Consider the following 24,192-nt stretch of genomic DNA (forward strand, 5'->3'; position numbering starts at 1 on the left):
TCAATAGCTTTGCCGCCATAGCATTTTTACACCCAATTACAAGATTAACAGCAAAATATGAAAAAAAGATTACTTACTGTCTTCGTGTTATTTTATTCCATCATTGGCCTTGCTCAAGTTCCAGGTACGATAGACCCCAACTTCAATGCTACAATGGCAGCCGTACCTGTCTTCGGTGTCTCAAGAGAGATTGGTATCTTCTCAGAAGTTTTCGCAGTATCTGTCCTGTCAGACGATAAAATCCTGGTTGGAGGTAACTTTTCAAGATACAATTCAATTCTTACAAATACAGCAGGGATACTCAGGTTAAATCCTGACGGCAGTAAGGACACCACTTTCAATACACCGTATGATTATTTACGTACTGTATATGCTATAGGGGTTCAAAATGATGGTAAAATCATCGTGGGGGGCGGATTTTTAAATTACAGTTCCACCATCGCCCGAAGCAGGATAGCCAGATTGAATGCTGACGGATCCTTAGATAATTCTTTTACAATAGGAATGGGGTTCAATGATATTGTGAAAACAATAGTAGTACAAGCGGATGGCAAGGTAATTGTTGGTGGGGATTTTACAAGTTACAATGGTGTTGCGGCCAATAGAATCATACGGTTAAATGCTGACGGTAGCATCGATACTTCTTTTACGGTTGGGACTGGGTTTGATCAAACAGTCGAAAAAATACATTTACAATCAGACGGGAAGTTGTTGCTTTGTGGTCCTTTTACCATGTATGACGGGGTTTCAGCAGTAAAGCTGGTCCGGTTAGAGGCTAATGGAGCCAGAGATACAACTTTTAGTATAGGAACAGGATTTCTTTATTCCACTCCCACAGCCATAGTCAACTCCGTTGTGTGTAATTTGGCCATACAACCAGACAATAAAATAGTGGTGGTTGGCACTTTTTCAACATTCAACAATACAGCAGTTAATAATATTGCGAGGTTGAATGCAGACGGTTCGCTTGATCCGGGGTTTAATAGTGGTACAGGATTTACTGCTGTCCCTCTCCAAATCCCAAAGGTAAATGAGATCATCATACAAGATAATGGTAAAATTGTGGTTTGTGGGGGGTATTTTAATTCCTACAATGATTTTGCTACCGAAAAGAATATGATTCGGATTAATCCTGACGGAACTATAGATCCTTCTTTCGATCTAACGTATAGTTATAGAGGGAATGCAGATAAAAAAATACCGGCATTACAATCTGACGGAAAGATAATTATTGGAGGAGACTTTGTTAGCTTCGATTCTTATCCCCACAAACATATAGCAAGAATAAATCCTGACGGGTTTGTAGATCCAACTTTTGGCGCTTCAGCCGGATTTGACGGGAGTGTAGAAGATACTTTTGAACAGCCTGACGGCAAGCTTTTGGTATGCGGTAGTTTTGGAAGTTATAACAAAACAACTGCTAAGACAGTAGCAAGATTGAATGCCAACGGAAGCCTCGATACTACATTCAGTTCAGGAATAGGTTTTAATGATTGGGTTTTTAAGGTTATAACACAAACCGACGGGAAGATTTTAGTGTGCGGTGCTTTTACAAAATACAATACCACCAACAGCAATCGGATAATAAGACTGAATCCGGACGGATTGGTAGATGCTTCTTTCAATGTAGGAACAGGTTTTGCCACAGCTTCGTTTTTGAATGATATTGCTGTGCAAACAGATGGTAAAATAATTGTTGCAGGGGCTTTACTTTCTTATAATGGGACAACACTCAACCACATTGTAAGGCTGAATAGTGATGGTAGTATTGATCCAACATTCAATGTGGGAACAGGGTTTAACAAAACAACTTATGCAATAAAAATCCAGCCAGATGGGAAAATCCTGATTGGAGGTTTGTTTACCACTTATAACGGTAGTCCTTCAAAAGGAATCATAAGATTAAACAATGACGGGACAAAAGATGTATCGTTTAACACAGGTACGGGTTTTGCTAATTCTTCAGTTACTTCAACAAGGGAGTTCGTCCATCAAATGTTAGTACAGCCGGACGGTAAAGTCCTCTGCATAGGGTTTTTCAATTCTTACAATGGTTCCAATGCTGATATGATAGTACGATTAAATGCGAACGGTAGCTATGACAGCACTTTTTCCACCGGAACATTCGATACGTCTTTGCATATTAGTGGTATAAAAGGTATTGCCTCACAGTTGGATGGGAAAATAATTGTAGTAGGGGATTTGTATAATTACAGTGGGGTAAGTTGTTACGGTACTGTCCGTATGAATGCAGATGGCAGTTATGATAACACGTTTAGTGCTAGTACTGGGGCTAAAATCGAAGACAATCTAGCCACATCGGTAAGAGTGTTATCTGACGGTAAAATAATTATGGCCGGGGATTTTAAGACTTTTAGCGGCAAAGCGGTCAACAGGATTTTAAAATTAAACACAGACGGGACCCGCGATCTATCGTTCAACACAGCAGGATTTGACAATACTGTAAATACCATAGCCTTGCAGGCAGATCATAAAATCCTGGCAGGAGGAACATTTACAGCCTACAATGGTGCTACCACAAAGAGGATTGCCAGGATACATACCGATGGGAATCTTGATAACTCATTTAGTTCAGGTTCAGGTTTTGATGCAGGGGTTAATAAGATAAAAGTACAGGCCGACAATAAAATTTTAGTAGGTGGGGATTTTATCTCTTACAACGGAACCACAGCCAACAGGATCATACGATTGCTTGGGGACGGTACTGCAGACACTTCTTTCAATACCGGGACAGGATTTGACAACAGAGTACTTGCAATTGCCTTGCAAAATAATGGGAAAATTATAATAGCTGGCGATTTTACGTCTTACAACGGAGTTGCGGCCAACAGGATTATCCGTTTAAATCCGGACGGAAGCATCGATAGTGTGTTTGCAGCAGGGCTTGGTTTCAACAATACCATATATGCTATTGCCCTCCAATCGGACGGGAAAATGCTCATAGGCGGCAGCTTTACCAATTATAATGGTACGGCTGTTAACAGGATTGTAAGGTTAAATGACGATGGTAGCCGGGATACTTCTTTTACAATAGGATCCGGCTTCAATAACATTGTCAGGGTTATTGTCCTGCAACCGGATGGAAAAATAATGGTTGGCGGAAATTTCACGTCATACAACGGGGCAACGGCTAACAGGATTGTGAGGCTGAACATTTCAGGAGGGAAAGACATCCTGTTTAGTTCCGGAAGCGGATTTGATAATTTTGTGAATACTATTGAAATTGAATCCGGAAAAATCATCGCCGGTGGAAATTTCACCACTTATAATGGCACCACTGCAGCAAAATTGGCAAGAATCAGCGCAAGCGGATCTATCGACGCCACATTTAGTACCACTACAGGATTTGACAATACGGTCCTTGCATTAGCGGTCCAAGAGGACGGAAAAATTTTGGCAGGAGGACTTTTTAATCAATACAAAACAACAGTATCCAATTACTTTTTACGTTTGATAGGCGATACTCCTCCATTGGCCACTCCGTCATTTACCCAAGATGAAAAAGAAATGTTTGTTTTATATCCTAATCCTGCCGGAGAAACCTTAAATGTCGCAATGACCGATAACAACAATGCTACATTCAGGATTTATAACCTAATAGGCAATCTGGTAAAATCCGGAAAGACAAGCCAAAACGGAATTAATATTTCTGACCTTCAGCCAGGGATTTACATTTTCGAATTGAAGGACGGTCAAAAAACAGCGGCCAAGAAATTTATCAAAAAATAAGTATCGGTTTGATACAAAAGAAATGCCTTGCTTACTACAGCAGGGCATTTTCAATTATAGGGAAATAGGCTTCTGTGATAAAAAAAATTATTTAGTAAAAACCATCACAGTTTTGTGATAATTTAATTTTATAGAAAAATTTTATCACAATTTTGTGGTAAAAAAAATAATGATGGAAAAATTATCACAAGAAAACGTTGTTTACAAGGATGCTAAGAAAATAGAAATCAAAAAGGAGGATACAAAAAAAGCGCTTCATAATGAGCGCTTTTTTATACAGTAATGTGATGAATTATAAATTCTCAAAAAAATCATTTCCTTTATCGTCGGTAATGATAAAAGCAGGGAAATCCTTGATGGTAATCTTACGGACGGCTTCCATGCCCAATTCTTCAAAATCGACTACTTCCACCGAAAGGATATTTTCCTTGGCCAAGATCGCCGCAGGCCCGCCGATGGATCCCAGGTAAAAGCCGCCGTATTTGTTACAGGCATTTTTTACATCGGCTGTACGGTTTCCTTTGGCAAGCATTACCATACTTCCGCCAGCTGCCTGGAATTCGTTTACATATACATCCATACGTCCTGCTGTGGTTGGCCCGAAACTTCCGGAAGGCATCCCTTCAGGGGTTTTTGCAGGACCGGCATAATACACCGGATGGTTCTTAAAGTATTCCGGCATCGGTTTTCCGGCATCCAGCAATTCTTTTATTTTGGCATGCGCAATATCCCGGGCTACGATTAGTGTACCGTTTAATTTCAATCGGGTTTTGATTGGGTATTTTGATAGTTCCGCCAATATTTCCGGCATCGGCCTGTTCAGGTCAATTTCAACAGGTGCTTCCAGGTGCGGAGCGGTTTCGGGTAAAAACTGTTTCGGGTTTTCTTCCAATTGCTCAACGAAAATCCCTTCCTTGGTGATTTTCCCTTTGATATTCCTGTCTGCCGAACACGAAACACCTAATCCGACCGGGCAGGAAGCAGCATGGCGTGGCAAACGGATGACACGGACATCATGCGTGAAATATTTTCCCCCAAATTGCGCTCCGATGGCACTTTCCTGGCAAATTTCCTGCACACGTTTTTCCCATTCCAAATCACGGAAAGCCTGGCCTCCCATGTTTCCGGATGTTGGCAGGTTGTCGAAATACCCGGCTGAAGCTTTTTTTACGGCTGCCAGGTTCGCTTCCGCAGAAGTGCCTCCGATGACTAATGCCAAATGGTACGGCGGACAAGCCGAAGTACCCAAATCTTTTATTTTTTCACGGACAAATTCATCCATGGATTTTTCGTTCAGGAGCGATTTTGTCTTTTGGTACAAAAAGGTTTTGTTGGCCGAACCACCTCCTTTGGCCAAAAACAAAAATTCGTAAGAGTCCCCTTTTTTGGCATAAATATCTATTTGCGCCGGAAGGTTAGACCCGGAGTTTTTTTCTTCAAACATCGAAATCGGGACAATTTGCGAATACCGTAAATTGCGTTCCTGGTACGTATTGAAAATTCCTTTGGACAACCATTCGGCATCATTGGCTCCGGTATAGATCCCTTCTCCTTTTTTCGCCATCACGATTGCCGTTCCGGTATCCTGGCAGGAAGGCAATTCGCCTTCTACAGCTACAACAGCGTTTTGCAATAGGTTGTAAGCGACAAAACGATCATTATCGGTAGCTTCCGGGTCGTCCAAAATGGCCTTGAGTTTTTTCAGGTGCGAAGTACGAAGCATAAAGGAAACGTCTTTCATGGCTTCCTGGGAGAGCAGTTCCAATGCTTTTGGGTCAACTATCAGGATTTCACGGTCTCCCAGCTGCTGGGTTTTTATGAAATCGGAAGAAATTTTCCTGTATTGTGTATCGTCTTTTTCAATAGGATACGGGTCTTGGTATATAAAATCCATCAGATGTAATAATTTTGGTTGGCAAAGATAATAAATAATAAGAAAAAGCCCTTTTGTTGCCTTTTTTATCGTTTTGAAAACAAACGAGATACCTTATTTCTTGATCAGTTTCTTAACTACTTCAGATTGGCCGAACTCCAGCTTTTCAATAAAAGGAAGGGTGGTTTCCGGAAAACCGGTCCATGGGTTGGCGCCCAGGTATAATTCTTTAAGATTGACCAGGTTGACAATTTCCTGAGGCAATGTCCGGAACTGGTTTTCATCCAGGTCCAATACAGTCAGTTTGGTCAGGTTGCCGATATCTGCCGATAGTTTCCGCAACTGGTTTTTATCCAACACCAGGCTGTTCAGGTTGGTGAGCGTCATGACTTCCGACGGGATCGCCTGAAGCTGGTTGTTTTTCAGGTTGAGGTCCGTCAGGTTGGTCAGGTTGCCTACCTGCATCGGCAAGGCTCCAATAGCATTCTTCTCCAGGTTGAGGACTTTTATTTTGGTAAGCTGTCCTATTTCGGCCGGGATTTCTTTTATTTTATTGTCGAATAAAACCAGGTCGGTCAGGCTGACCAGGTTCCCGATTTCCATCGGAAGGATATCGATCTTGTTGTAGCTTAAATTCAGTTTTCTCAGCTTGGTTAATTTCCCTAAAGAAATCGTTACGCTTTCAATTTTGTTTTTCTGTATTTCGATTTTTTCCAGGCTGGTGATTTTTGTAATCTCCAGCGGGAAACGGATGAATTGGTTATTGTTGAGGTACAATTCCTTTAGCTTGGTCAGTTTGCTGATCTCGATAGGCAAGGACTGAAGGTCGTTATAGTTTAACCAAAGCTTTTCAAGATTTACAAAACGGCCGATTTCCACCGGTAATTTGGTAAGGCTCCTGTTGTTCAGGTTGAGTTCCTTGTACTTTTCAGGATTTGGGGAATTCATAATGTCGCTCATCGAACGGCTTTCGGCTTCTTGTGCATTCATCGATAGGAAAGCACAGTTTACAAGCACCAATACAAGAAATTTCTGTAGGCTAATCATAGGTAATTATTTGGGGCGATAAAAATAATAATCTTTCGCAAATAAAGAAATTATAATTAAAAAACTATTGCAATAAGGGTTTACGATTTCGTTAATTAAAAAAACCAGCTGGCTACAAAAATGGCTGCAACCACACAGATCAGATCCACCAAAAGCATAGTGGCAAGCGTGTAACGGGTATTTTTGACATTGATAGACCCGAAGTACACGGCAATCACATAAAAAGTGGTTTCGGCGCTGCACTGGAAAATGCAGCTCAATCTTCCGGTAAAGGAATCCGGTCCGAAGTTGCGCATCGAATCAATCATAAAACCTCTGGAACCTCCCGAACTGAAAGGCCTTAGCATGGCCACCGGCAAAGAATCAGTGATCTCCTTGCTTACGCCGATATTCGAAAAAAGGAACGAAATCCCGTTGCTGATGATTTCAAACAAACCGCTGTTACGGAAAAAGGAAATAGCTACGAGCATCCCCATAACATAAGGGAAAATGGTCACACCGGTTTTTAGCCCGTTGTTGGCGCCTGTTACAAAAGCATCAAAAATAGTCGTATTCTTTTCTGTGAATTTTTTCTCGCGGAAGAAGGAAAAAACCAACGTAAAAGCAATGATGGCCACCAGCATCAAACCGGAAAGGTTGGAAGTGAAAAAGTTCTTGCCAATCAAATCCAAATGATTCACATAAAAAAGCAAACCTACAATTGCGGCAATCAATGTGATGAGTGCGACAACCAGGGAAGCACTTTTGAAATTGATTTTCTGGCGGATCCCCACAATCAGGAAAGCGGCAATGGTGCCCACAAAAGAAGTGATGATACAAGGCAGCATCACATCGGCAGGATTGCTGGCATTTTCAGCGGCACGGTATCCGATGATCGAAGTAGGAATCAGTGTCAAACCGGCAGCATGCAAACACATAAACATGATCTGGGCATCGCTGGCCCTGTCCTTATCCGGGTTTAATTCCTGAAGGCTTTGCATCGCCTTGAGCCCGAATGGCGTCGCGGCAGAATCCAAACCTAAAAAATTAGCCGCAAAATTAAGGGTCATATACGAAATGGATTCGTGGTTTTTGGGTACGGTTGGGAAAATTTTCAAAAACATAGGACTCAGCTTTTCCGCTAATTTTTCGGATGCCCCGGAATCTATCAATAATTGCATGATCCCGCAGAAAAAAGCCAGGTAGGCAATTAATGGGATGATCAGGTCCAGGAGGCTGTTTTTGCAGGTAGGCAAGAGGCCGTCCGATTTTTGGACACCGCTGTAAATTTTTACGGTTTTGTTACTGAAAACATAGGTCGTATCAGGATTGGAAACTTCGGTATTGATGACCATGGTTTTCTCGGGAGCTTTTTCAATACTGTCCTTAATGAAAACAGGGAGTTGATGTACGTATTTTTCAGCTATGAGAACCGGGTCGTCCTTTTTTCCATTTAATATAAAATCAATCGTATACGTATTTCCCGTAAAAAGGCTGCAAACCACAAATACAATCGAAGAGATAAAAATAGCCAGCCAAAATCTGCTTAGTACCATAAATCTGTTTTTTTCGTAAATGTACTATTTTATAGTATTGGCAAAGAAATAATTTTTGGCTGCAGCCCAATGCTTCTTCTCCCAAATTACCACCGAGGAAAATTTAACAAAAAAAGCCCCGGACCTCCTAAAAAACAGAATATTACTACATTACAGAACAAAAAAAACATTATTGTTGTAAAATGTGAATTTAAACCGTTAAAAAACAGACACATATTGAAAATTAATTTGTGTCTTAACAGTTAGTGAAGTCATAAAAATGTATATTTGGCGCACTTAACTAACAATAATGACTTATAGAATGAAAAAAAATTATTTTTTAAGTGTTGTTTTTCTGGCATCATCATTATCTGTTTTCGCTCAAACCAAGGAAGATGCGAAAAAAATAACAGAGAATTATGACCTGAAAAAAATAAAAGCGCTAAAAGAGTTTTACCTCAAAAAGGGAGAACTGGACAAAAAGAATGCGATTGAAAAGGCAAAAATCAATAACTGGCCGATAACCCTTAAGGGAGAAAACGGCAACTTTATGGAATTGATGAAACTAACCCCAGACGGTTTCCCTTTGTATTACTCTACTGAAAATGCCAATGCGGCAAAATCAACCAGGGCTAATCATTTAAATACTGGCGGATCACTAGGTTTAACCCTAAACGGACAAGGATTAGTTGCCCGTGTATGGGACGGGGGAACAGTTAGGCGTACTCATAATTTGCTAACCGGGCGTGTCACTACTGTTGATGATGCTACAGGAACAATTTATGTAGCGCATTCTACACACGTTACCGGGACAATGATCGCTTCAAATGCTTCTCCTGTAACAAAAGGGATGGCATGGCAGGCAGAAGCGAGAACCTTTAACTGGACAAACGACAGTGCTGAGGCCCTGGATGAAGTACAGGGCGGAATGCTGATTTCGAATCACTCTTATGGTGTGCCGATTATCAGTGCAACGAATGTCCCTCTTTCACCATGGTACATCGGGACCTATTCTGCGGAATCCTACGAATGGGACCAGGTTGCTTATTCGGCTCCTTATTACCTGATGGTTGCTTCTGCAGGGAATAATGGTATGGATGACAATACAGATCCGGCAGCTTTTGGATATGATAAATTAACAGGAAATAAAGTTTCTAAAAACAACCTTGTTGTGGCGAACGCTTTAGATGCTTCAGTAGATGTTAACGGGAATTTAACGGCTCCAGTGGAAATTAACCTTTCCAGCAGCCAGGGCCCGGCCGATGACAGAAGGATCAAACCGGACATTACAGGAAACGGTACTGATGTTATTTCTTGTAACAGTACAACCAACACTGCAACTATTTCCATGACAGGTACTTCCATGGCAAGCCCGAATGTGGCTGGAACCTTAATGTTATTGCAGCAGCACTACAAAAACCTGACAAACAACTTTATGAGAGCGGCTACCCTAAAAGGATTGGCTTGCCATACTGCGGACGAAGCAGGGAATATCGGTCCTGATGCCATTTATGGATGGGGCTTGTTAAATGCTAAAAAGGCAGCTCAGACATTAACCAACAACGGATTGACAAGCTGGGTTTCAGAAGAAGTCCTGAACCAAGGGCAAACGTATACTATGACCGTTAAATCAGACGGGGTAAATCCTTTAATGGCATCTATTACCTGGACGGATGTACCGGGGACTATCAATGCCGGGGAAAGACCGATAAATGATGCGACACCGGCTTTGGTAAATGATTTGGATATCAGGGTAACAAGAAACGCTACCACTTATTTCCCATGGAAATTAGATACAGATGTTACGGCAGAAGCTATCAGAACCGGAGACAATAATGTAGATAATGTGGAGCAGGTTAAAATCGATGCACCGGTTGCAGGAGATTATACCATCACCATTACCCACAAAGGAACGTTACAAGGCGGAACCAAACAGAATTATGCATTGGTAGTTACAGGGATAACTTCCAATTTTGCCATCAACTCCACTTCTTCCGATTTGACATTGTGCGCCAATCAAAATGCGGTGTATACATTTGCCTACAAGCAAACAGGAGTTGGAACGACAAACTTTAGCGCTGCCGGATTGCCTGCAGGTGCAACAGCGGTATTCAGCCCAACGTCTTTAAATACTAATGGGAATGTTACCATGACTATTTCAGGTCTTTCAGGTATTGCACCAGGAGAATACAATGTTGGGATTTTAGGGAACAACGGGACAGAAACAGAAACAAGATACAGAGTTTTAAGAGTATACAACGGGACTTTCCAGCCTACTGCTTTAAATACACCGGCTAACGGACAAACAGGGGTTTCAACATCCGTTATCCTGAAATGGAATGCAGATGCCAATGCAGAATCCTATAATGTACAAGTGGCTACAGATTCAAATTTCACCAATATCATTGCCAATGCAACGCAACCTGAAAATACATTCCAGTTGACAGGATTGACTCAGTCAACGCGTTATTACTGGAGAGTGACTCCATCGAACAGATGTGGTAACGGAGTTGCAGCTTCAGCAACGGTACGTAATTTCCAGACTGGAGTATTAACGTGCGGGTTTAATTTTACGGCGACTAACTTTAGCAACGCTACCATTGCCACTACGGCTAATGCTGAGGCAACTGTTCCGGTTACGGTTACCGGCGGATTAACTATCGGGGATATAAACGTGAACGTGAATATTACGCATACGTATATCCAGGATATGACAATTTACCTTCAGGGTCCTGCAGCAATTGGCAGCCCGATTGTGTATCTTTTTGAAGAAGCTTGCGGGGACAATGACAATATCAACTGTGTTGTGGATGATGAAGGATCGGCTCCGGCATGTTCCGGCAATCCGGCAATCTCCGGTAATGTTACACCATCCCAGCCTTTGAGCAGCCTTAATGGTTTAGTAGCTGACGGAATCTGGACATTGCATGTGGAAGATCCTTATAACGGTGATGGAGGAGTTGTGAACGGTTTTGGATTGAGCATCTGTAAAGTGACTGCATCATTGGGTGTAGGCGAAAATGAAATTGCAGGGCTTAAAATATATCCTAACCCTACCAAAGGAATCCTAAACATTGATTTGGGGGATACTCTTGAAGAAAGCGTAACCACATTATCGTTCCATGATATTCAGGGAAGACAGATTTTTACCAAAAAAATCAATGCTACCACAGGAGAAGTAAATATCGATTATCTGCAAAACGGTGTTTATATGCTTACTGTTGAAAATGGAAACAAAAAAGCGACCAAGAAGATTGTCCTAAACCGATAATTTTTGAACAAATATTGAAAAAGGGCCCTAACCAGGGCCCTTTTTATTTGCTTATATATGAATGATTTCCTCTTCGACCAGGAGGTCTTCCCTGCGGAAACGCAATAAAACCTGCGCAACGGCAATGACATCTTTTTCGCAGTATGTTATGATCCGGTCAATGTCTTTTTCCACATAAAAAGTATGGGAGACCTGGCTGCCGTCTATATCGTCTTTGGGAGAAGGAATGCCCAGTACCTTGGTTAATAATTTTAAGGAAGTAAAGGTTTTGTAATCCCCGAATTTCCATAATTCCATAGTATCCAGATGCGGGACTTCCCATGGTTTCTTTCCAAACAAATTCAATTTTTGAGGAATGTGGATTCCGTTGATGATCATACGGCGGGCCATAAACGGAAAATCAAATTCCTTGGCATTATGCCCGCATAAAATATGTTGCGGATGGCTAAAATGATTGTTGATCAGATTGCTGAAATCCTTAAGTATTTTTTCTTCGGTACCAAAAAAGGAAGTGACCCTGAAATTCCGGATGTCCCCTTTTATCGTAAAATACCCGGCTGAGATGCAGATGATTTTGCCAAATTCCGCCCAAATCCCGGCACGGTCATAAAATGCTTCGGGAGTATAGTCGTCTTTGCGCTGGTATTGGGTTTTTTGTTCCCACAAATATTGCAGGTCCTGGTCCAGATGGTTGTAGTTTTCGTGTTCCGGAACGGTTTCTATATCGAGGAACAAGATATTTTCCAGGGGTATTTTCTCTATCATTTTCTTATCATTTTGGCGGTTACGCTACGAATGTAAAAAATTGAATTGAAAGTATGAGCCATAAAGTGCCACTATTTTTAAAACAAACTTTGCTGTTTGTTTGGGTTTTCGTGTTCCAATAGCCATTTTTTACGCCACAAACCACCGGCATAACCCGTAAGCGATCCATCGGTACCAATGACCCTATGGCAGGGCACAACAATCCACAAAGGATTTTTCCCGTTTGCGGAAGCGACGGCCCTAATGGCTTTCACATCGCCTAATTTTTTGGACAAATCCAGGTAGGACATGGTTTTCCCGAAAGGGATGTTAAGTAATTCCTGCCATACTTTTTGCTGGAAATCGGTTCCTTTGGGATTGAGTTTGAAGCTGAAACCGGTTCTTTTCCCTTCAAAATATTCGGTAAGTTGGGACACGGCCTCTTGTAAAGGCTTCGGGATTTTAGCAGAAACCTTTCCTTCCGACAAGACAGAAATGACAGCAATGCCATGCTCATCGCCTTCAATTTTGGTAATACCCAACGGAGAATTTATAAAAACAGTTTCCATAGGATAAAAGTAATTATTTTACCTAAAAAAAGCCTTCTCAGGAAGGCTTAATTGTAGTTTTTATAAATGGCTGAAGATATAAGCCTCCAAGGCTTTTTGTTCTTCTGCGGATAAGTTTTTGGTAATCGCAAAATTGGTTTTCATCACTTCATACTGGCTGGGATCTACCAGAGGTTCAGCATTCCCTTTGAGGAATTCGACGATATTACCGCCTTTTGCTTTGTAAATTTTGGCAATATCTTTCAGGCTTGGGCCGATGGTTTTGGTTTCAGGTTTGTGGCAGGAATAGCAAACACCTTTCCCATCGAAAATTTCCTGACCGAGCTGTTGAGGTGTCTGGGCGGTTTCGGTATCCGGATACAAAGGCTCGGTTTTTTGTTCTTCGCTTTTGCACGACACAAGACCTGAAAAAGTACAACAAACAACAGCCAACAAAGAGAAAAAGCGTACGGTGTTTTTCATTTTATTTGGACATTAAAATAGCCGCTTCTTTAGCGAAATAGGTTGAAATAAGGCTGGCACCGGCACGTTTGATGCACATCAGCTGTTCCATCATGATTTTGTCATGGTCCAGCCAGCCTCTTTGGGCAGCAGCCTTAATCATGGCATATTCCCCTGAAACATGGAAAACCGTCACAGGCACAGGTACGGCATTTTTCACTTCCCGGACAATATCCAGGTAAGCAATCCCGGGCTTTACCATGACCATGTCGGCACCTTCTTCGACATCCATAAGGGCTTCTTTGATGGCTTCAATGCGGTTGGCATAATCCATCTGATAGGTTTTCTTATCTTTTGGCACCACAACATCCGCTTCTCTTGGTGCACTATCCAAAGCATCGCGGAAAGGGCCGTAAAAGGCAGAGGCATATTTAGCCGAATAACTCATAATCCCTACCTGGTGGAAACCGGCAGCATCCAACCCCTGGCGCAAACGCAGTACGCGTCCGTCCATCATATCGCTTGGCGCTACAAAATCGGCACCGGCCTGGGCATGGGAAACGGCCATTTTTACCAAAGCTTCATTCGTGGCATCATTGGCAATGTCCCCATTTTCAATAATACCGTCATGGCCATAAATAGAGTAAGGATCCAATGCTACATCGGGCATGACGATCATTTCCGGGCAAGCCGCTTTGATGGCCCTGATGGCCTGTTGCATCAATCCGTTAGGGTTCCAGGCTTCTTTCCCGGTATTGTCCTTTAGGGATTCATCGACTTTTACATAAATGTTTACGGCACGGATTCCCAAAGCAAAAATTTCTTTCACCTCTTCGACCGTCAAATCTAATGAGCGGCGGAAAATTCCCGGCATTGAAGGGATTTCAGATTTATAATTTTCGCCTTCGGCAATAAACATCGGGAACATAAAATCACTCGGACTTAATGTGGTTTCGCGAACTAAACTCCTAATTGATTCGTTTGTTCTTAATCTTCTGCCTCGTTGTAGTGGAAACATAACTATATCTTTTAGTATTGTCCGGCCTAAATCCAGTTTTTGGGATTTGCCAGGACGTTAATTAATTTTTCTTCTTCGCTGCCTTTTTCAGGATGATGGTCGTATATCCATTGCACATGCGGCGGCAGACTCATCAATATGCTTTCGATCCGGCCATTGGTTTTCAATCCGAATAATGTGCCTTTGTCATGAACCAGGTTGAATTCTACATAACGGCCACGGCGGATTTCCTGCCAATTCCTGTTTTGAGCAGTGTAAGGAAGGTTTTTCCTTTTTTCCACAATAGGCACATACGCTTCCAGGAAACTATTGCCCACTTCGGAAACGAAACCAAACCAGTTTTCCATAGAGTGGCTATCCGTTGCTTTGCAATGATCGAAAAACAAACCGCCGATACCTCTTGCTTCATTGCGGTGGGCATTCCAGAAATACGCATCGCATTGTTTTTTAAATTTTGGATAGAATTCGGGATCGTGCTTGTCGCAGGCTTTTTTACAGGTTTGATGGAAATGGACTGCATCTTCTTCAAACAGATAATAAGGCGTTAGGTCCTGTCCGCCACCAAACCAGGAATTGATGGTGTTTCCGGCTGCATCATACATTTCGAAATAACGCCAGTTTGCATGGACGGTAGGCACCATAGGGTTTTTGGGATGGATGACCAAACTTAGCCCGCAGGCAAAAAAATCGACATCGCCTACATTAAAATAAGCTTGCATCGCTTCGGGCAGTTTCCCGTGTACGGCTGAAATATTGACGCCGCCTTTTTCAAAAACGGCTCCGTTTTCCATAACACGTGTCCTTCCGCCGCCGCCTTCCGGACGTTCCCAAAGGTCTTCCTTAAATTTGGCGGTGCCGTCAGCAGCTTCCAGCCCTGAGGTTATCGTGTCTTGTAAGTTTTGTATGTATGTGTAGAATTTATTTTTCATTGCGGTCATAATCTGATTTGAGCAGGCCAAAATAAACAACGTCTTCCAGGATCCCAGCTCCGTTTTTGAATTCTTCCCGTAAAATACCTTCTTGCCGGAAACCGTTTTTCAAAGCAACCTGCTGGCTGGCTTGATTGATTTTGGAAGTGCAGATAAAAACTTTGTTCATTTTCAAATCATTAAAACAGAAAGCGATAGTCTGGGCGACAACCTTGGAAATAATGCCTTTGCCTTCAAAATGCTTATCGATGAAATAGGCCAGTTCGCATTTGGAAATACCATAATCGATATTCTTGATGCAAACATATCCCATCAGTTGTTGTGTTTCCGAATTCCGGAGATAGAAATAATAGCCGGCCTTGTTTTTTTCTTTTTCAATATTCGTTTCAATAAAGGCAATTGTTTTTTCCAGGTCGAGGCAGTTTGAAAGGGTTACCGGGAACGTTTTTTCAATATGGTTTTTATTGGTTTGTACCAGGTTGTAAAACTCTTCCGGGAGAATGCTTTCAATCGTATTTATTTCCCAATTTATGGAATCCATTGCGGTCTTTATTTTGTAGCTGCAGTTAATTTATGATGAATTTCAAACGAAAAACTCTTGCTTTCCCGTTGGATGTAATGGTAAAGGTAAATTCCTTTTTCCGATACGTTAAAAGCAGTTTTATGGGAAAACTGGAGCAGGAAATCGGCAAATTTTTCCAAATGGCCCCAATCCAGGTGGCATGCGATAAGATGAGCTGTCAGCGCTTCAGGACTGAAATTGGCAATATCCTTGGTGGTCAGCCCCAAAAGCCCCAATTGGCCTTCGATATCGGACTGGCTTTTTCCCGTCAGGGGTTCAGGAACAAAAACAAGGGGAAGCAACGTTTTCAAAACATTGTCAATCCGGGTGCTTTCCTTGTCTTTTAATCCTTTATTGAGCATGACTGTTTTCTTATTGTTGGTATTCTTTTACCGCATCGATAAATGCTTTGGCATGATCTACCGGGATATTCGGTAAAATTCCGTGGCCCAGGTTTACGATGTAACTGTCTTTCCCGAATTCGTCAATCATTTCATGGACCATTTTTTTGATGGTCGGGATTGGAGACAATAACCTAGACGGATCAAAATTCCCTTGCAGGGTTATTTTCCCACCGGACAGGTAACGGGCATTCCTGGCTGAACAAGTCCAATCCACGCCAAGGGCAGAAGCTTTGCTTTTAGACATTTCACCCAGGGCGAACCAGCATCCTTTTCCAAAAACAATGACTTTCGTTTCATCGGCCAATGCCTCAACGATCTGGTTGATATATTTCCATGAAAATTCCTGATAATCAACCGGGGAAAGCATACCGCCCCATGAATCGAAGATCTGAACGGCATTGACACCGGCTTTCACTTTTTCTTTCAGGTATAAAATCGTCGTATCGGTAATTTTCTGCAATAGGGTATGGGCGGCCACAGGATTGGAAAAACAGAATCCTTTGGCAGTATCGAAACTTTTTGAACCTCTTCCTTCCACAGCATAACAGAAAATCGTCCAGGGAGAACCTGCAAAACCAATCAGGGGCACTTCGTCATTGAGCATTTCTTTGGTCAATTTGATGGCATCCATAACATATCCCAACGTTTCCTGGATATCCGGTACAATGACTTTTTCCACATCTTGTGTTGTCCTGATAGGGTTGGGAAGGAAAGGCCCGATGTTTTCTTTCATCAAAACCTCGATTCCCATCGCTTGCGGTACCACTAAAATATCCGAGAACAGGATGGCGGCATCCGGAGCGATCCTGCGGATGGGCTGTACTGTAATTTCAGCTGCTAATTCCGGGGTCTGGCAACGGGTGAAAAAATCGTATTTATCACGTAAAGCGATAAATTCAGGTAGGTATCGTCCCGCCTGGCGCATCATCCAGACTGGTGGCCGGGTTACTGTTTCGTTATTTAAGGCACGTAAGAAAAGGTCGTTTTTGATCATTTGTTTTAGTATAACTGCAAAGTTGTTATTTGAATTCGTTCAGGCATTGGATAATTGTGTTTTCAACCGTGGGCTGATTTGCAATTACTATGTTTTTGATTTTATTGGTTTCCAAAGCTTCGGCGGTGGTGTTGCCAATGCAGAAGCAGATCTCGTTTTTGATGGTATTCTCTTTTAGGAAACTTTCTACCGCTGACGGGCTGAAAAACAGTATGCCGTCGGCTTTGGCGTTTATTTTCTGAGGCGTCAGCAGGGTTTCGTAAACGGTGATTTCGTTGTATTGTATATGGGCTCTTTTTAAAGCATCCGGCAACGTGTCCCGGCGCAGGTTTCCGCTAAAAAAAGTATAGCTTTCTTCAGTATAGACCAAAGCAATAATTTCCGCCAGATCTTGTGCATAACCGGTATAGGCCATTACATTGAAGCCGTTTTTCTCGAGAAGCTCTTTGGTTTTCAGACCGACACAGAATGCGTTTTTTGATTTTAGCTGATCTGCTTTTTCATGTTCTAAAACACTCAAAACAGCATTCTGGCTGGTAAAAATCAGGTTGTTATTGATGTGGTTCAGGTCAAAAGGCTTGTTATGGGTCTTGATGAAATCCGCTTCAATGACATTGAAATCCGCATTCAATAAATACTGCTTCTGGTTGCTCAGAAGTTTCTTTGTTGATACTATACGGATTTGGTTTTGCATTATTTCTGCAGTGTTTTTTTAATATTTGCCATGAGTTCCGAACCTCCGTTTTCCAGGATTTCCTGAGCCAGTGTATAGCCTAGTTTCTTCCATTCTTCAATTGGAACAGTCCTTTCGATCTCGATTTTTTCTTTTCCGTCAACCGATAAAAGGATTCCTTTGAAATACAGCGTATCATCATGCTCATTGTGTTTGGCAATAGCACCGATAGGCGCAGTACAACCACCTTCAAGAGTCCTTAAGAACTGTCGTTCAATATGGGTGCAGATTTCGGTTTCGATATCGTTAAGATGGTATAATGCCTCCTGTGAAAAGTCGTCGTTTTCCATGGCCACTACCATCATTGCTCCCTGGGCAGGGGCCGGAACCATCCAATCCAGGTTGATAAATGTAGCAGGTTTCAGGTTGATGCGTTCCAAACCGGCAGCGGCAAAAACAGCTCCGCCCCATTGGCTGTCTTTTAGTTTCTGCATGCGGGTATTGACGTTTCCGCGCAGGTCCACAACAGTATGGTTCGGGTATTTGCTGAGCCATTGTGCCTGGCGTCGTAAACTTCCGGTGGCAATGGTCGATTCTTTTTCCAGGAAATTCAGATCGCCTTTGTGGACTAAAATATCCAGGACATTTGCCCTTTTTAAAACGGCAGCCTGCACGATTCCTTTCGGTAAAGCAGTAGGGACATCTTTCATAGAATGGACTGCGATGTCTATTTGCCCCGAAAGCATGGCCATGTCTAGCGTTTTGGTAAAAATACCGGTAATGCCCAATTCATACAAAGGTTTGTCGAGAAGGATGTCACCTGTCGATTTTACAGCGATGATTTCGGTGGTATAGCCTAAATCGTTGAGTTGTTTCTCCACGGTATGCGCTTGCCAAAGGGCGAGTTCGCTGTCACGGGTTCCAATACGAATTGTTTTTGACATTATTTGGCAGTTTCTATCTGAAAAACTTTTTCAATCCAATCGATGCTTTCATCCACCATAGTATTATCATCCTTGAGGTGGTTGGCGAAATGATTGGTTATTTTCTGTATGATGCGGTTGCTGATCAGTTCGGCTTGCTCTTCATCGAAATTGGATAGTTTTTTTCGCTGAAAATTAAGTTCCGTTTCCTTGATATTGTTTAGCTTGGCTTTTAAAGCATGGATGGTCGGGGCGTATTTGCGGCCGTTCATCCAGGTAATGAACTCATCTTTTATTTCCTCAATGATGCTTTCGGCTGCCGGGATATGCTGTTTCCTGTTCTCCAGGGTTTCGTCAGTAATCTGGGACAAATCATCCAGGTGTACCAGCGTAACATTTTCCAGTTCCGTAACATTTTCGTGGACGTTTTTAGGAATCGACAGGTCTAAAATCAGGATGGGTTTCTTTAGGTTCAAGATGGCTTTGTCAATGGTAGGGTTTTGTGCCCCGGTGGCCACGACCAAAACATCAGCCTGTTGTACTTCGGTTTGCAGGTCTGCGTAATCCTTGACGATCAGGTTTAATTTCCCGGCTAATTTTTCCGCTTTGTCCTTGGTTCGGTTAATTAGGGTAATGTGCTCGTTTTTAGAATGTTTTACTAAATTTTCGCAGGTATTGCGGCCAATTTTCCCCGTTCCGAAAAGCAGGATGTTTTTGTCTCCGATGTTTTCCACATTCCTCATGATATATTGTACGGAGGCAAAAGAAACCGAAGTGGCTCCTGAGGAAATTTCGGTATCGGTCTTGATTTTTTTGCTGGCCTGGATAACGGCATTTACCAATCTTTCCATAAAAGCATTGGCCAAACCTAATGATTTTGATTGCGCGAAACTGGTTTTTATTTGTGAGATGATTTCGAAATCCCCCAAAATCTGGCTGTCCAAACCAGTCCCAACCTTGAACAGGTGCGAGATCGCTTCGTAATTTTTATAAACGTGTGCCACTTTCTGGAACTCTTCAACGGTTCCCTGGCTGTTTTCGCAAAGTAATTTGATCAATTGGAAGGGATGCTGCGCAAAACCGTAAATTTCGGTCCTGTTGCAGGTAGATGTTACGATCAGGTTGTCAATCGCTTCTTCTTTCGCCTGGAGCAAAAGATTGGTTTTGGCCACATCGCTTAAACTGAATTTCCCTCTAACTTCTGCATCGGCTTTCTTGTAACTCAAACCAATAGAGTAAAAAGTTTGATGCTTTGATAAGTTATTATTTTCCATGTAGTTTACTTTTCAAGTAAGTTTGACAAAATTATCACTATCGCTAGTATAAAAATAACGCTGGAGGGACTTTTTATATCGCTCAGAGATATTTTAAACCAAAAACACCTTCACAACGTAATTTATTTTAAATTTGCACTAAAATCAATGCTTTAGTAGCTATTTGTTTAGAATAATTCTAAATAATATTTTTCAGGTTGCTTCAAAGTATATACGAAAAAATACCGCTATGGGTTCTCAGGAAGAGATTAAAATCGAAGAAGATTTCATTTTGATACGGTTTCAAAATGATTCGGACGAAATACTGAGTGTTGAACGTCAGGTAAAAACAGGGCTGATCCAATTTCACTTTGGTTTGAAGGGCAGTGCGAAATTCATTTTCAACCAGGGAAATTACAACCTGGACCTTAAGGAAGAGAAATCGCTCTTGTTTTACAACCCCGAAAAGGAATTGCCGCTCAACTTGAAACTCGAGCCGAGGTCCTGGGTGATTTCAATTTTGGTTTCCATTAAAAAATTCCACGGCCTGTTTTCTGCCGATGTCGAGCATGTGCCTTTTTTGAGTGATGCCAACCGGGACAAAAAATATTACGGAGAGGAAAATATCAGCCCGTCGATGGCCATTGTCCTGAACCAGATGTTCCATTACAACCTGAACCAGTCGCTGAAAAATCTATATTATAAAGGAAAAGGATACGAACTGCTGAGTTTGTTTTTTAACCGTTCCGAAGACCCGAATGCCGAACAATGCCCTTTTTTGATTGATGAGGAAAATGTATTGAAAATAAAGAAAGCCAAGGAAATTATCATCGCCAATATGGCTGAACCTCCAGGATTACAGGAACTGGCGGACCAGGTAGGGCTTAATTTGAAAAAACTTAAAATGGGTTTCAAACAGATTTATGGAGACACGGTGTACGGTTTTCTTTTCGATCATAAAATGGAATACGCCCGCAAATTGCTGGACAGCGGTTCCTATAATGTAAATGAGGTAGGGCTCAAAATCGGTTACAGCACTGGGAGCCATTTCATCACGGCTTTCAAAAAGAAATTTGCGACCACACCGAAAAAATACCTGATGTCCATCAATCCCAATACCTAAAAAAGAGTTTAAAGATAAAGATTTGTTACTTTTATAAAATACCAACACAAGAATGAAAGGAGTATTATTAGTTAATTTAGGTTCGCCAAAAAGCCCTGACGCTAAAGATGTAAAGCCTTATTTAGATGAATTTTTAATGGACAGGTACGTAATAGATGTCCCTTTTTTATTAAGGGCTTTATTGGTCCGGGGCATTATTTTGAGGAAAAGGCCGGAAAAATCGGCAGCGGCCTATAAAAAAATCTGGTGGGAAGAAGGATCGCCTCTTATTGTCCTTTCAAAAAGAACCCACGAGAAAGTGCGGCAATTAACAGATATCCCGGTGTCTTTGGCGATGCGTTACGGAGAGCCGAGTATTTTGTCCGGACTGCAGGAACTGCACGATAAAGGCGTAAACGAAGTACTGCTTTTCCCGTTGTACCCGCAACACGCCATGGCTTCTACCACTACTATTTTGGTGTTGGCCGAGGAACTTCGCAAGAAGCATTTCCCACACATGAAATTTACCATTGTACCGGCATTCTATAACAAAAAGGATTATATCCAAAACCTGGCCGATTCCATCAAAAACCATCTGGAAGGATTTCAATACGACCACCTGTTGTTTTCATACCACGGGATTCCGGAGCGCCATGTCCGTAAAACCGACATCACCAAATCGCATTGCAAGATTGACGGATCGTGCTGCCATACACCATCACCGGCCCATGAATTCTGTTACCGCCATCAATGTTTTGAAACCACAAGGCAGGTAGTGGAGATTTTAGGGATACCGAAAGAAAAATACAGCCAGACATTCCAGTCGCGATTGGCGGGAGACAAATGGCTGGAGCCTTACACGGACATTGAAATTAATAAAATGCCGGAAAAAGGGATTAAAAACCTAGCGGTCGTAACACCGGCTTTTGTGGCAGATTGCTTGGAAACATTAGAAGAGATTGCTATGGAAGCCAATCATCAGTTTAAGGAACACGGAGGCGAGAACTTTTTGGCCATCCCTTGCCTGAACGATAGCGATGCCTGGGTACAAACCATCAGCAACTGGATTAACGAATGGAGTAAAAAATAACTATGGACGCCTATTACAATTACCTGAAATCGTTGCATTTGATTTTTGTGATCACTTGGTTTGCCGGGCTTTTTTATATCGTCAGGTTATTTGTCTACCATGCTGAAGCCAAAGCAAAACCGGAACCCGAGCAAAGCATTTTAATCAAACAATACCAATTGATGAGTTATCGTTTGTGGTATATCATTACCTGGCCGAGCGCCGTTTTGGCGAGTACTTTTGCCTTTTTAATGCTTTTTGGGACCCATTTGGGCAATTCCTGGCTGCAAATGCCGTGGATGCATGTAAAACTTGGCTTCGTTTTTGTGTTGTATTTGTATCATTGGAAATGCCACCAGATTTTCAAGCAACTGCAACGCGGTGAAGTGAAACATACCTCCGGGTTTTTCAGGCTATGGAATGAAGGCGCGACAATTATCCTTTTTGCCGTTGTTTTCCTGGTGATTTTAAAAGATGCCCTGAATTGGATTTATGGGGTTGTGGGCATTATTTTATTTTCGGTTTTGATTATGCTGGGGTATAAATTTTACAAAAACATCCGCGAAAGGAAGCAATAGATGAATAGTATTTTTTCAATAAAACATTGGTCGCTCAGGGTTAGGATTTTCCTTTCGATGATTTTCATTACGCTCATCGCCTCCATACTTATTGCTTCGGTATCGATCATACAGTTCAAAAATGAAAGCCAGGTGTACCATCAGGAAAGGCTGGACCACAAAGAATACCAAATAAAGGAACATATCAATTATGTCATGGCAACCACGCCGCACCCGCTGATTACACAAAACATCCCGTCGATATTCCGGTATAAAATCTTTGAGATCGCCAACATCCACAACCTGGAAATCAGTATTTACGACCTGAACGGAAGGTTGCTGATCAATTCCAAAGCACCCATGATCAAAGGGCAAATTTCACCCAACCTGCCGCAGTATATTATCGATAAGGTTAAATTTTCCAAAGAAAAAAGATACGTAAGCATCAGCGAGAACCAAGGCAAGACATTCCGTTCTTCGTACAGTTACCTTTTGGATTATGTGGAAGGGAAACCCATCGGGATTATCAACCTGCCGTATCCGGAAGACGATTCTTTTTATAAAAACGAATTGCAGAATTTCCTTTCCATTTTTGCCATTGTCTATTTTGGAATGTTTGGGATTTCGATCCTGCTGGCGTATTATTTGTCACGGTATATCACAAAGTCTTTGGAAACCATTTCCAATAGGCTGACCGAAACCAGTTTGACGGAGAAAAACAAAAAAATAGAATTGGTCAGTAACAGTTACGAGATTGACAGGCTGGTGCAGTCCTATAATAATATGATTGACGAGCTGGAGGAAAGTGCCAACAAATTAGCGCAGAGCGAAAGGGAAGAAGCCTGGCGTGAAATGGCCAAACAAGTAGCGCACGAGATCAAAAACCCGTTAACCCCGATGCGTTTGACGGTGCAGAGTTTTCAGCGGAAATTCGATCCGAACGATCCGAACGTGAACCAGAAACTCAACGATTATTCCAAAACCCTCATCCAGCAAATCGATACGATGAGCGCCGTGGCATCGGCCTTTTCGAATTTTGCTTCGATGCCGGCCCAACAAAATGAGACTTTGAATGTGGTAGATGTCGTTCAGTTGGCATTGGATATTTTCAACGAAGAATGTATCCGATTTTCTTCGGAAACAACGGAAATCATAACCAAAATTGACCGTACACAGCTTATCCGGATCATTACCAATTTAGTCAAAAACGCCATCCAGGCCATCCCGGAAGAACAACCGGAGAAAAATATCCAGGTGATTGTTAAGAAAGAAGCCAATAATGCCATAATTTTGGTAAAAGACAACGGGAAAGGAATCGCGAAAGAAGATTTTGACCGGATTTTTGAACCGAAATTCACCACAAAATCCAGCGGGATGGGCTTGGGCTTGGCAATTATCAAAAATATTATTGAAAATTACAACGGAACAATTACTTTTGAATCTAAAATAAGGAAAGGGACCACTTTTAAAGTTTCCCTACCGATCATAAACAAATAAAA

At 42.0% G+C, this 24,192-nt stretch carries 20 protein-coding genes; 6 read left to right on the top strand and 14 right to left on the bottom strand.

Annotation, left to right across the window (positions count from 1 at the left end; genetic code table 11):
* Positions 1 to 57 precede the first annotated feature (57 nt).
* On the top strand, positions 58 to 3,750 hold the full coding sequence (locus E4635_RS07240; RefSeq protein ID WP_135525960.1) for a T9SS type A sorting domain-containing protein: 3,693 nt from the start codon (positions 58 to 60) through the stop codon (positions 3,748 to 3,750).
* A 292-nt stretch (positions 3,751 to 4,042) separates the two neighbouring features.
* Here the strand turns inward: E4635_RS07240 and E4635_RS07245 are convergent, their stop codons facing one another.
* From E4635_RS07245 to E4635_RS07255, 3 genes are all read right to left on the bottom strand, one after another.
* Complete coding sequence (locus E4635_RS07245) at positions 4,043 to 5,644, bottom strand: fumarate hydratase (RefSeq protein ID WP_135525961.1); 1,602 nt, start codon at positions 5,642 to 5,644, stop codon at positions 4,043 to 4,045.
* A gap of 93 nt (positions 5,645 to 5,737) precedes the next feature.
* Complete coding sequence (locus tag E4635_RS07250; RefSeq protein WP_135525962.1) at positions 5,738 to 6,670, bottom strand: leucine-rich repeat domain-containing protein; 933 nt, start codon at positions 6,668 to 6,670, stop codon at positions 5,738 to 5,740.
* A gap of 95 nt (positions 6,671 to 6,765) precedes the next feature.
* A complete protein-coding gene (locus E4635_RS07255; RefSeq protein WP_135525963.1) occupies positions 6,766 to 8,205 on the bottom strand; it encodes a nucleoside recognition domain-containing protein in 1,440 nt (479 codons plus the stop codon).
* Between the two features lie 301 nt (positions 8,206 to 8,506).
* Between E4635_RS07255 and E4635_RS07260 the strand changes: the two genes are divergently transcribed.
* Positions 8,507 to 11,455 (top strand): S8 family serine peptidase, encoded by a 2,949-nt coding sequence (locus E4635_RS07260; protein ID WP_169630215.1) that lies wholly within the window; start codon positions 8,507 to 8,509, stop codon positions 11,453 to 11,455.
* Between the two features lie 51 nt (positions 11,456 to 11,506).
* Here the strand turns inward: E4635_RS07260 and E4635_RS07265 are convergent, their stop codons facing one another.
* The 11 genes from E4635_RS07265 to hemA all read right to left on the bottom strand — a co-directional run bounded on the left by E4635_RS07265 (position 11,507) and on the right by hemA (position 19,986).
* Positions 11,507 to 12,220: a 3'-5' exonuclease gene (locus E4635_RS07265; protein WP_135525965.1), complete on the bottom strand. Its 714-nt coding sequence runs from the start codon at positions 12,218 to 12,220 to the stop codon at positions 11,507 to 11,509.
* Positions 12,221 to 12,297: 77 nt separating this feature from the next.
* Positions 12,298 to 12,768 carry a methylated-DNA--[protein]-cysteine S-methyltransferase gene (locus E4635_RS07270; protein WP_135525966.1) on the bottom strand — a complete coding sequence of 157 codons (471 nt, stop codon included), beginning with the start codon at positions 12,766 to 12,768 and terminating at the stop codon, positions 12,298 to 12,300.
* 60 nt (positions 12,769 to 12,828) lie between these two features.
* Entirely contained in the window at positions 12,829 to 13,230 is a 402-nt protein-coding gene (locus E4635_RS07275; RefSeq protein ID WP_135525967.1) for a c-type cytochrome, read from the bottom strand.
* Position 13,231: 1 nt separating this feature from the next.
* Positions 13,232 to 14,227, bottom strand: coding sequence for a porphobilinogen synthase (gene hemB / locus E4635_RS07280; protein WP_135525968.1), 996 nt, complete (start codon positions 14,225 to 14,227; stop codon positions 13,232 to 13,234).
* Between the two features lie 26 nt (positions 14,228 to 14,253).
* Positions 14,254 to 15,156, bottom strand: a complete 903-nt coding sequence (gene hemF / locus E4635_RS07285) for an oxygen-dependent coproporphyrinogen oxidase (protein WP_135525969.1) — start codon at positions 15,154 to 15,156, stop codon at positions 14,254 to 14,256.
* Positions 15,146 to 15,697 carry a GNAT family N-acetyltransferase gene (locus E4635_RS07290; protein WP_135525970.1) on the bottom strand — a complete coding sequence of 184 codons (552 nt, stop codon included), beginning with the start codon at positions 15,695 to 15,697 and terminating at the stop codon, positions 15,146 to 15,148. The genes hemF and E4635_RS07290 overlap by 11 nt, the downstream gene beginning before the upstream one ends.
* Before the next feature lie 8 nt (positions 15,698 to 15,705).
* Positions 15,706 to 16,080, bottom strand: a complete 375-nt coding sequence (locus tag E4635_RS07295) for a hypothetical protein (RefSeq protein WP_135525971.1) — start codon at positions 16,078 to 16,080, stop codon at positions 15,706 to 15,708.
* Between the two features lie 10 nt (positions 16,081 to 16,090).
* Complete coding sequence (gene hemE / locus E4635_RS07300) at positions 16,091 to 17,116, bottom strand: uroporphyrinogen decarboxylase (protein WP_135525972.1); 1,026 nt, start codon at positions 17,114 to 17,116, stop codon at positions 16,091 to 16,093.
* A gap of 25 nt (positions 17,117 to 17,141) precedes the next feature.
* Entirely contained in the window at positions 17,142 to 17,810 is a 669-nt protein-coding gene (locus E4635_RS07305; RefSeq protein ID WP_135525973.1) for a uroporphyrinogen-III synthase, read from the bottom strand.
* On the bottom strand, positions 17,810 to 18,733 hold the full coding sequence (hemC, locus tag E4635_RS07310) for a hydroxymethylbilane synthase (RefSeq protein WP_169630216.1): 924 nt from the start codon (positions 18,731 to 18,733) through the stop codon (positions 17,810 to 17,812). The genes E4635_RS07305 and hemC overlap by 1 nt, the downstream gene beginning before the upstream one ends.
* Entirely contained in the window at positions 18,733 to 19,986 is a 1,254-nt protein-coding gene (hemA, locus tag E4635_RS07315) for a glutamyl-tRNA reductase (protein WP_135525975.1), read from the bottom strand. The genes hemC and hemA overlap by 1 nt, the downstream gene beginning before the upstream one ends.
* Before the next feature lie 229 nt (positions 19,987 to 20,215).
* On the opposite strand from hemA, the gene E4635_RS07320 reads away from it, so the two are divergent.
* From E4635_RS07320 to E4635_RS07335, 4 genes are read left to right on the top strand one after another with little or no spacing between them, the layout of a single operon-like run.
* Positions 20,216 to 21,088, top strand: coding sequence for a helix-turn-helix domain-containing protein (locus E4635_RS07320; protein ID WP_135525976.1), 873 nt, complete (start codon positions 20,216 to 20,218; stop codon positions 21,086 to 21,088).
* A 52-nt stretch (positions 21,089 to 21,140) separates the two neighbouring features.
* Positions 21,141 to 22,157, top strand: coding sequence for a ferrochelatase (hemH, locus tag E4635_RS07325; RefSeq protein ID WP_135525977.1), 1,017 nt, complete (start codon positions 21,141 to 21,143; stop codon positions 22,155 to 22,157).
* Positions 22,158 to 22,159: 2 nt separating this feature from the next.
* The gene (locus E4635_RS07330; RefSeq protein ID WP_135525978.1) at positions 22,160 to 22,714 is read left to right on the top strand and encodes a CopD family protein; all 555 of its coding nucleotides are present in this window, start codon (positions 22,160 to 22,162) and stop codon (positions 22,712 to 22,714) included.
* Positions 22,715 to 24,190 carry a sensor histidine kinase gene (locus tag E4635_RS07335; RefSeq protein WP_135525979.1) on the top strand — a complete coding sequence of 492 codons (1,476 nt, stop codon included), beginning with the start codon at positions 22,715 to 22,717 and terminating at the stop codon, positions 24,188 to 24,190.
* Positions 24,191 to 24,192: the final 2 nt, after the last annotated feature.

Source organism: Flavobacterium humi (genome assembly GCF_004745595.1).
Lineage (GTDB): Bacteria > Bacteroidota > Bacteroidia > Flavobacteriales > Flavobacteriaceae > Flavobacterium > Flavobacterium humi.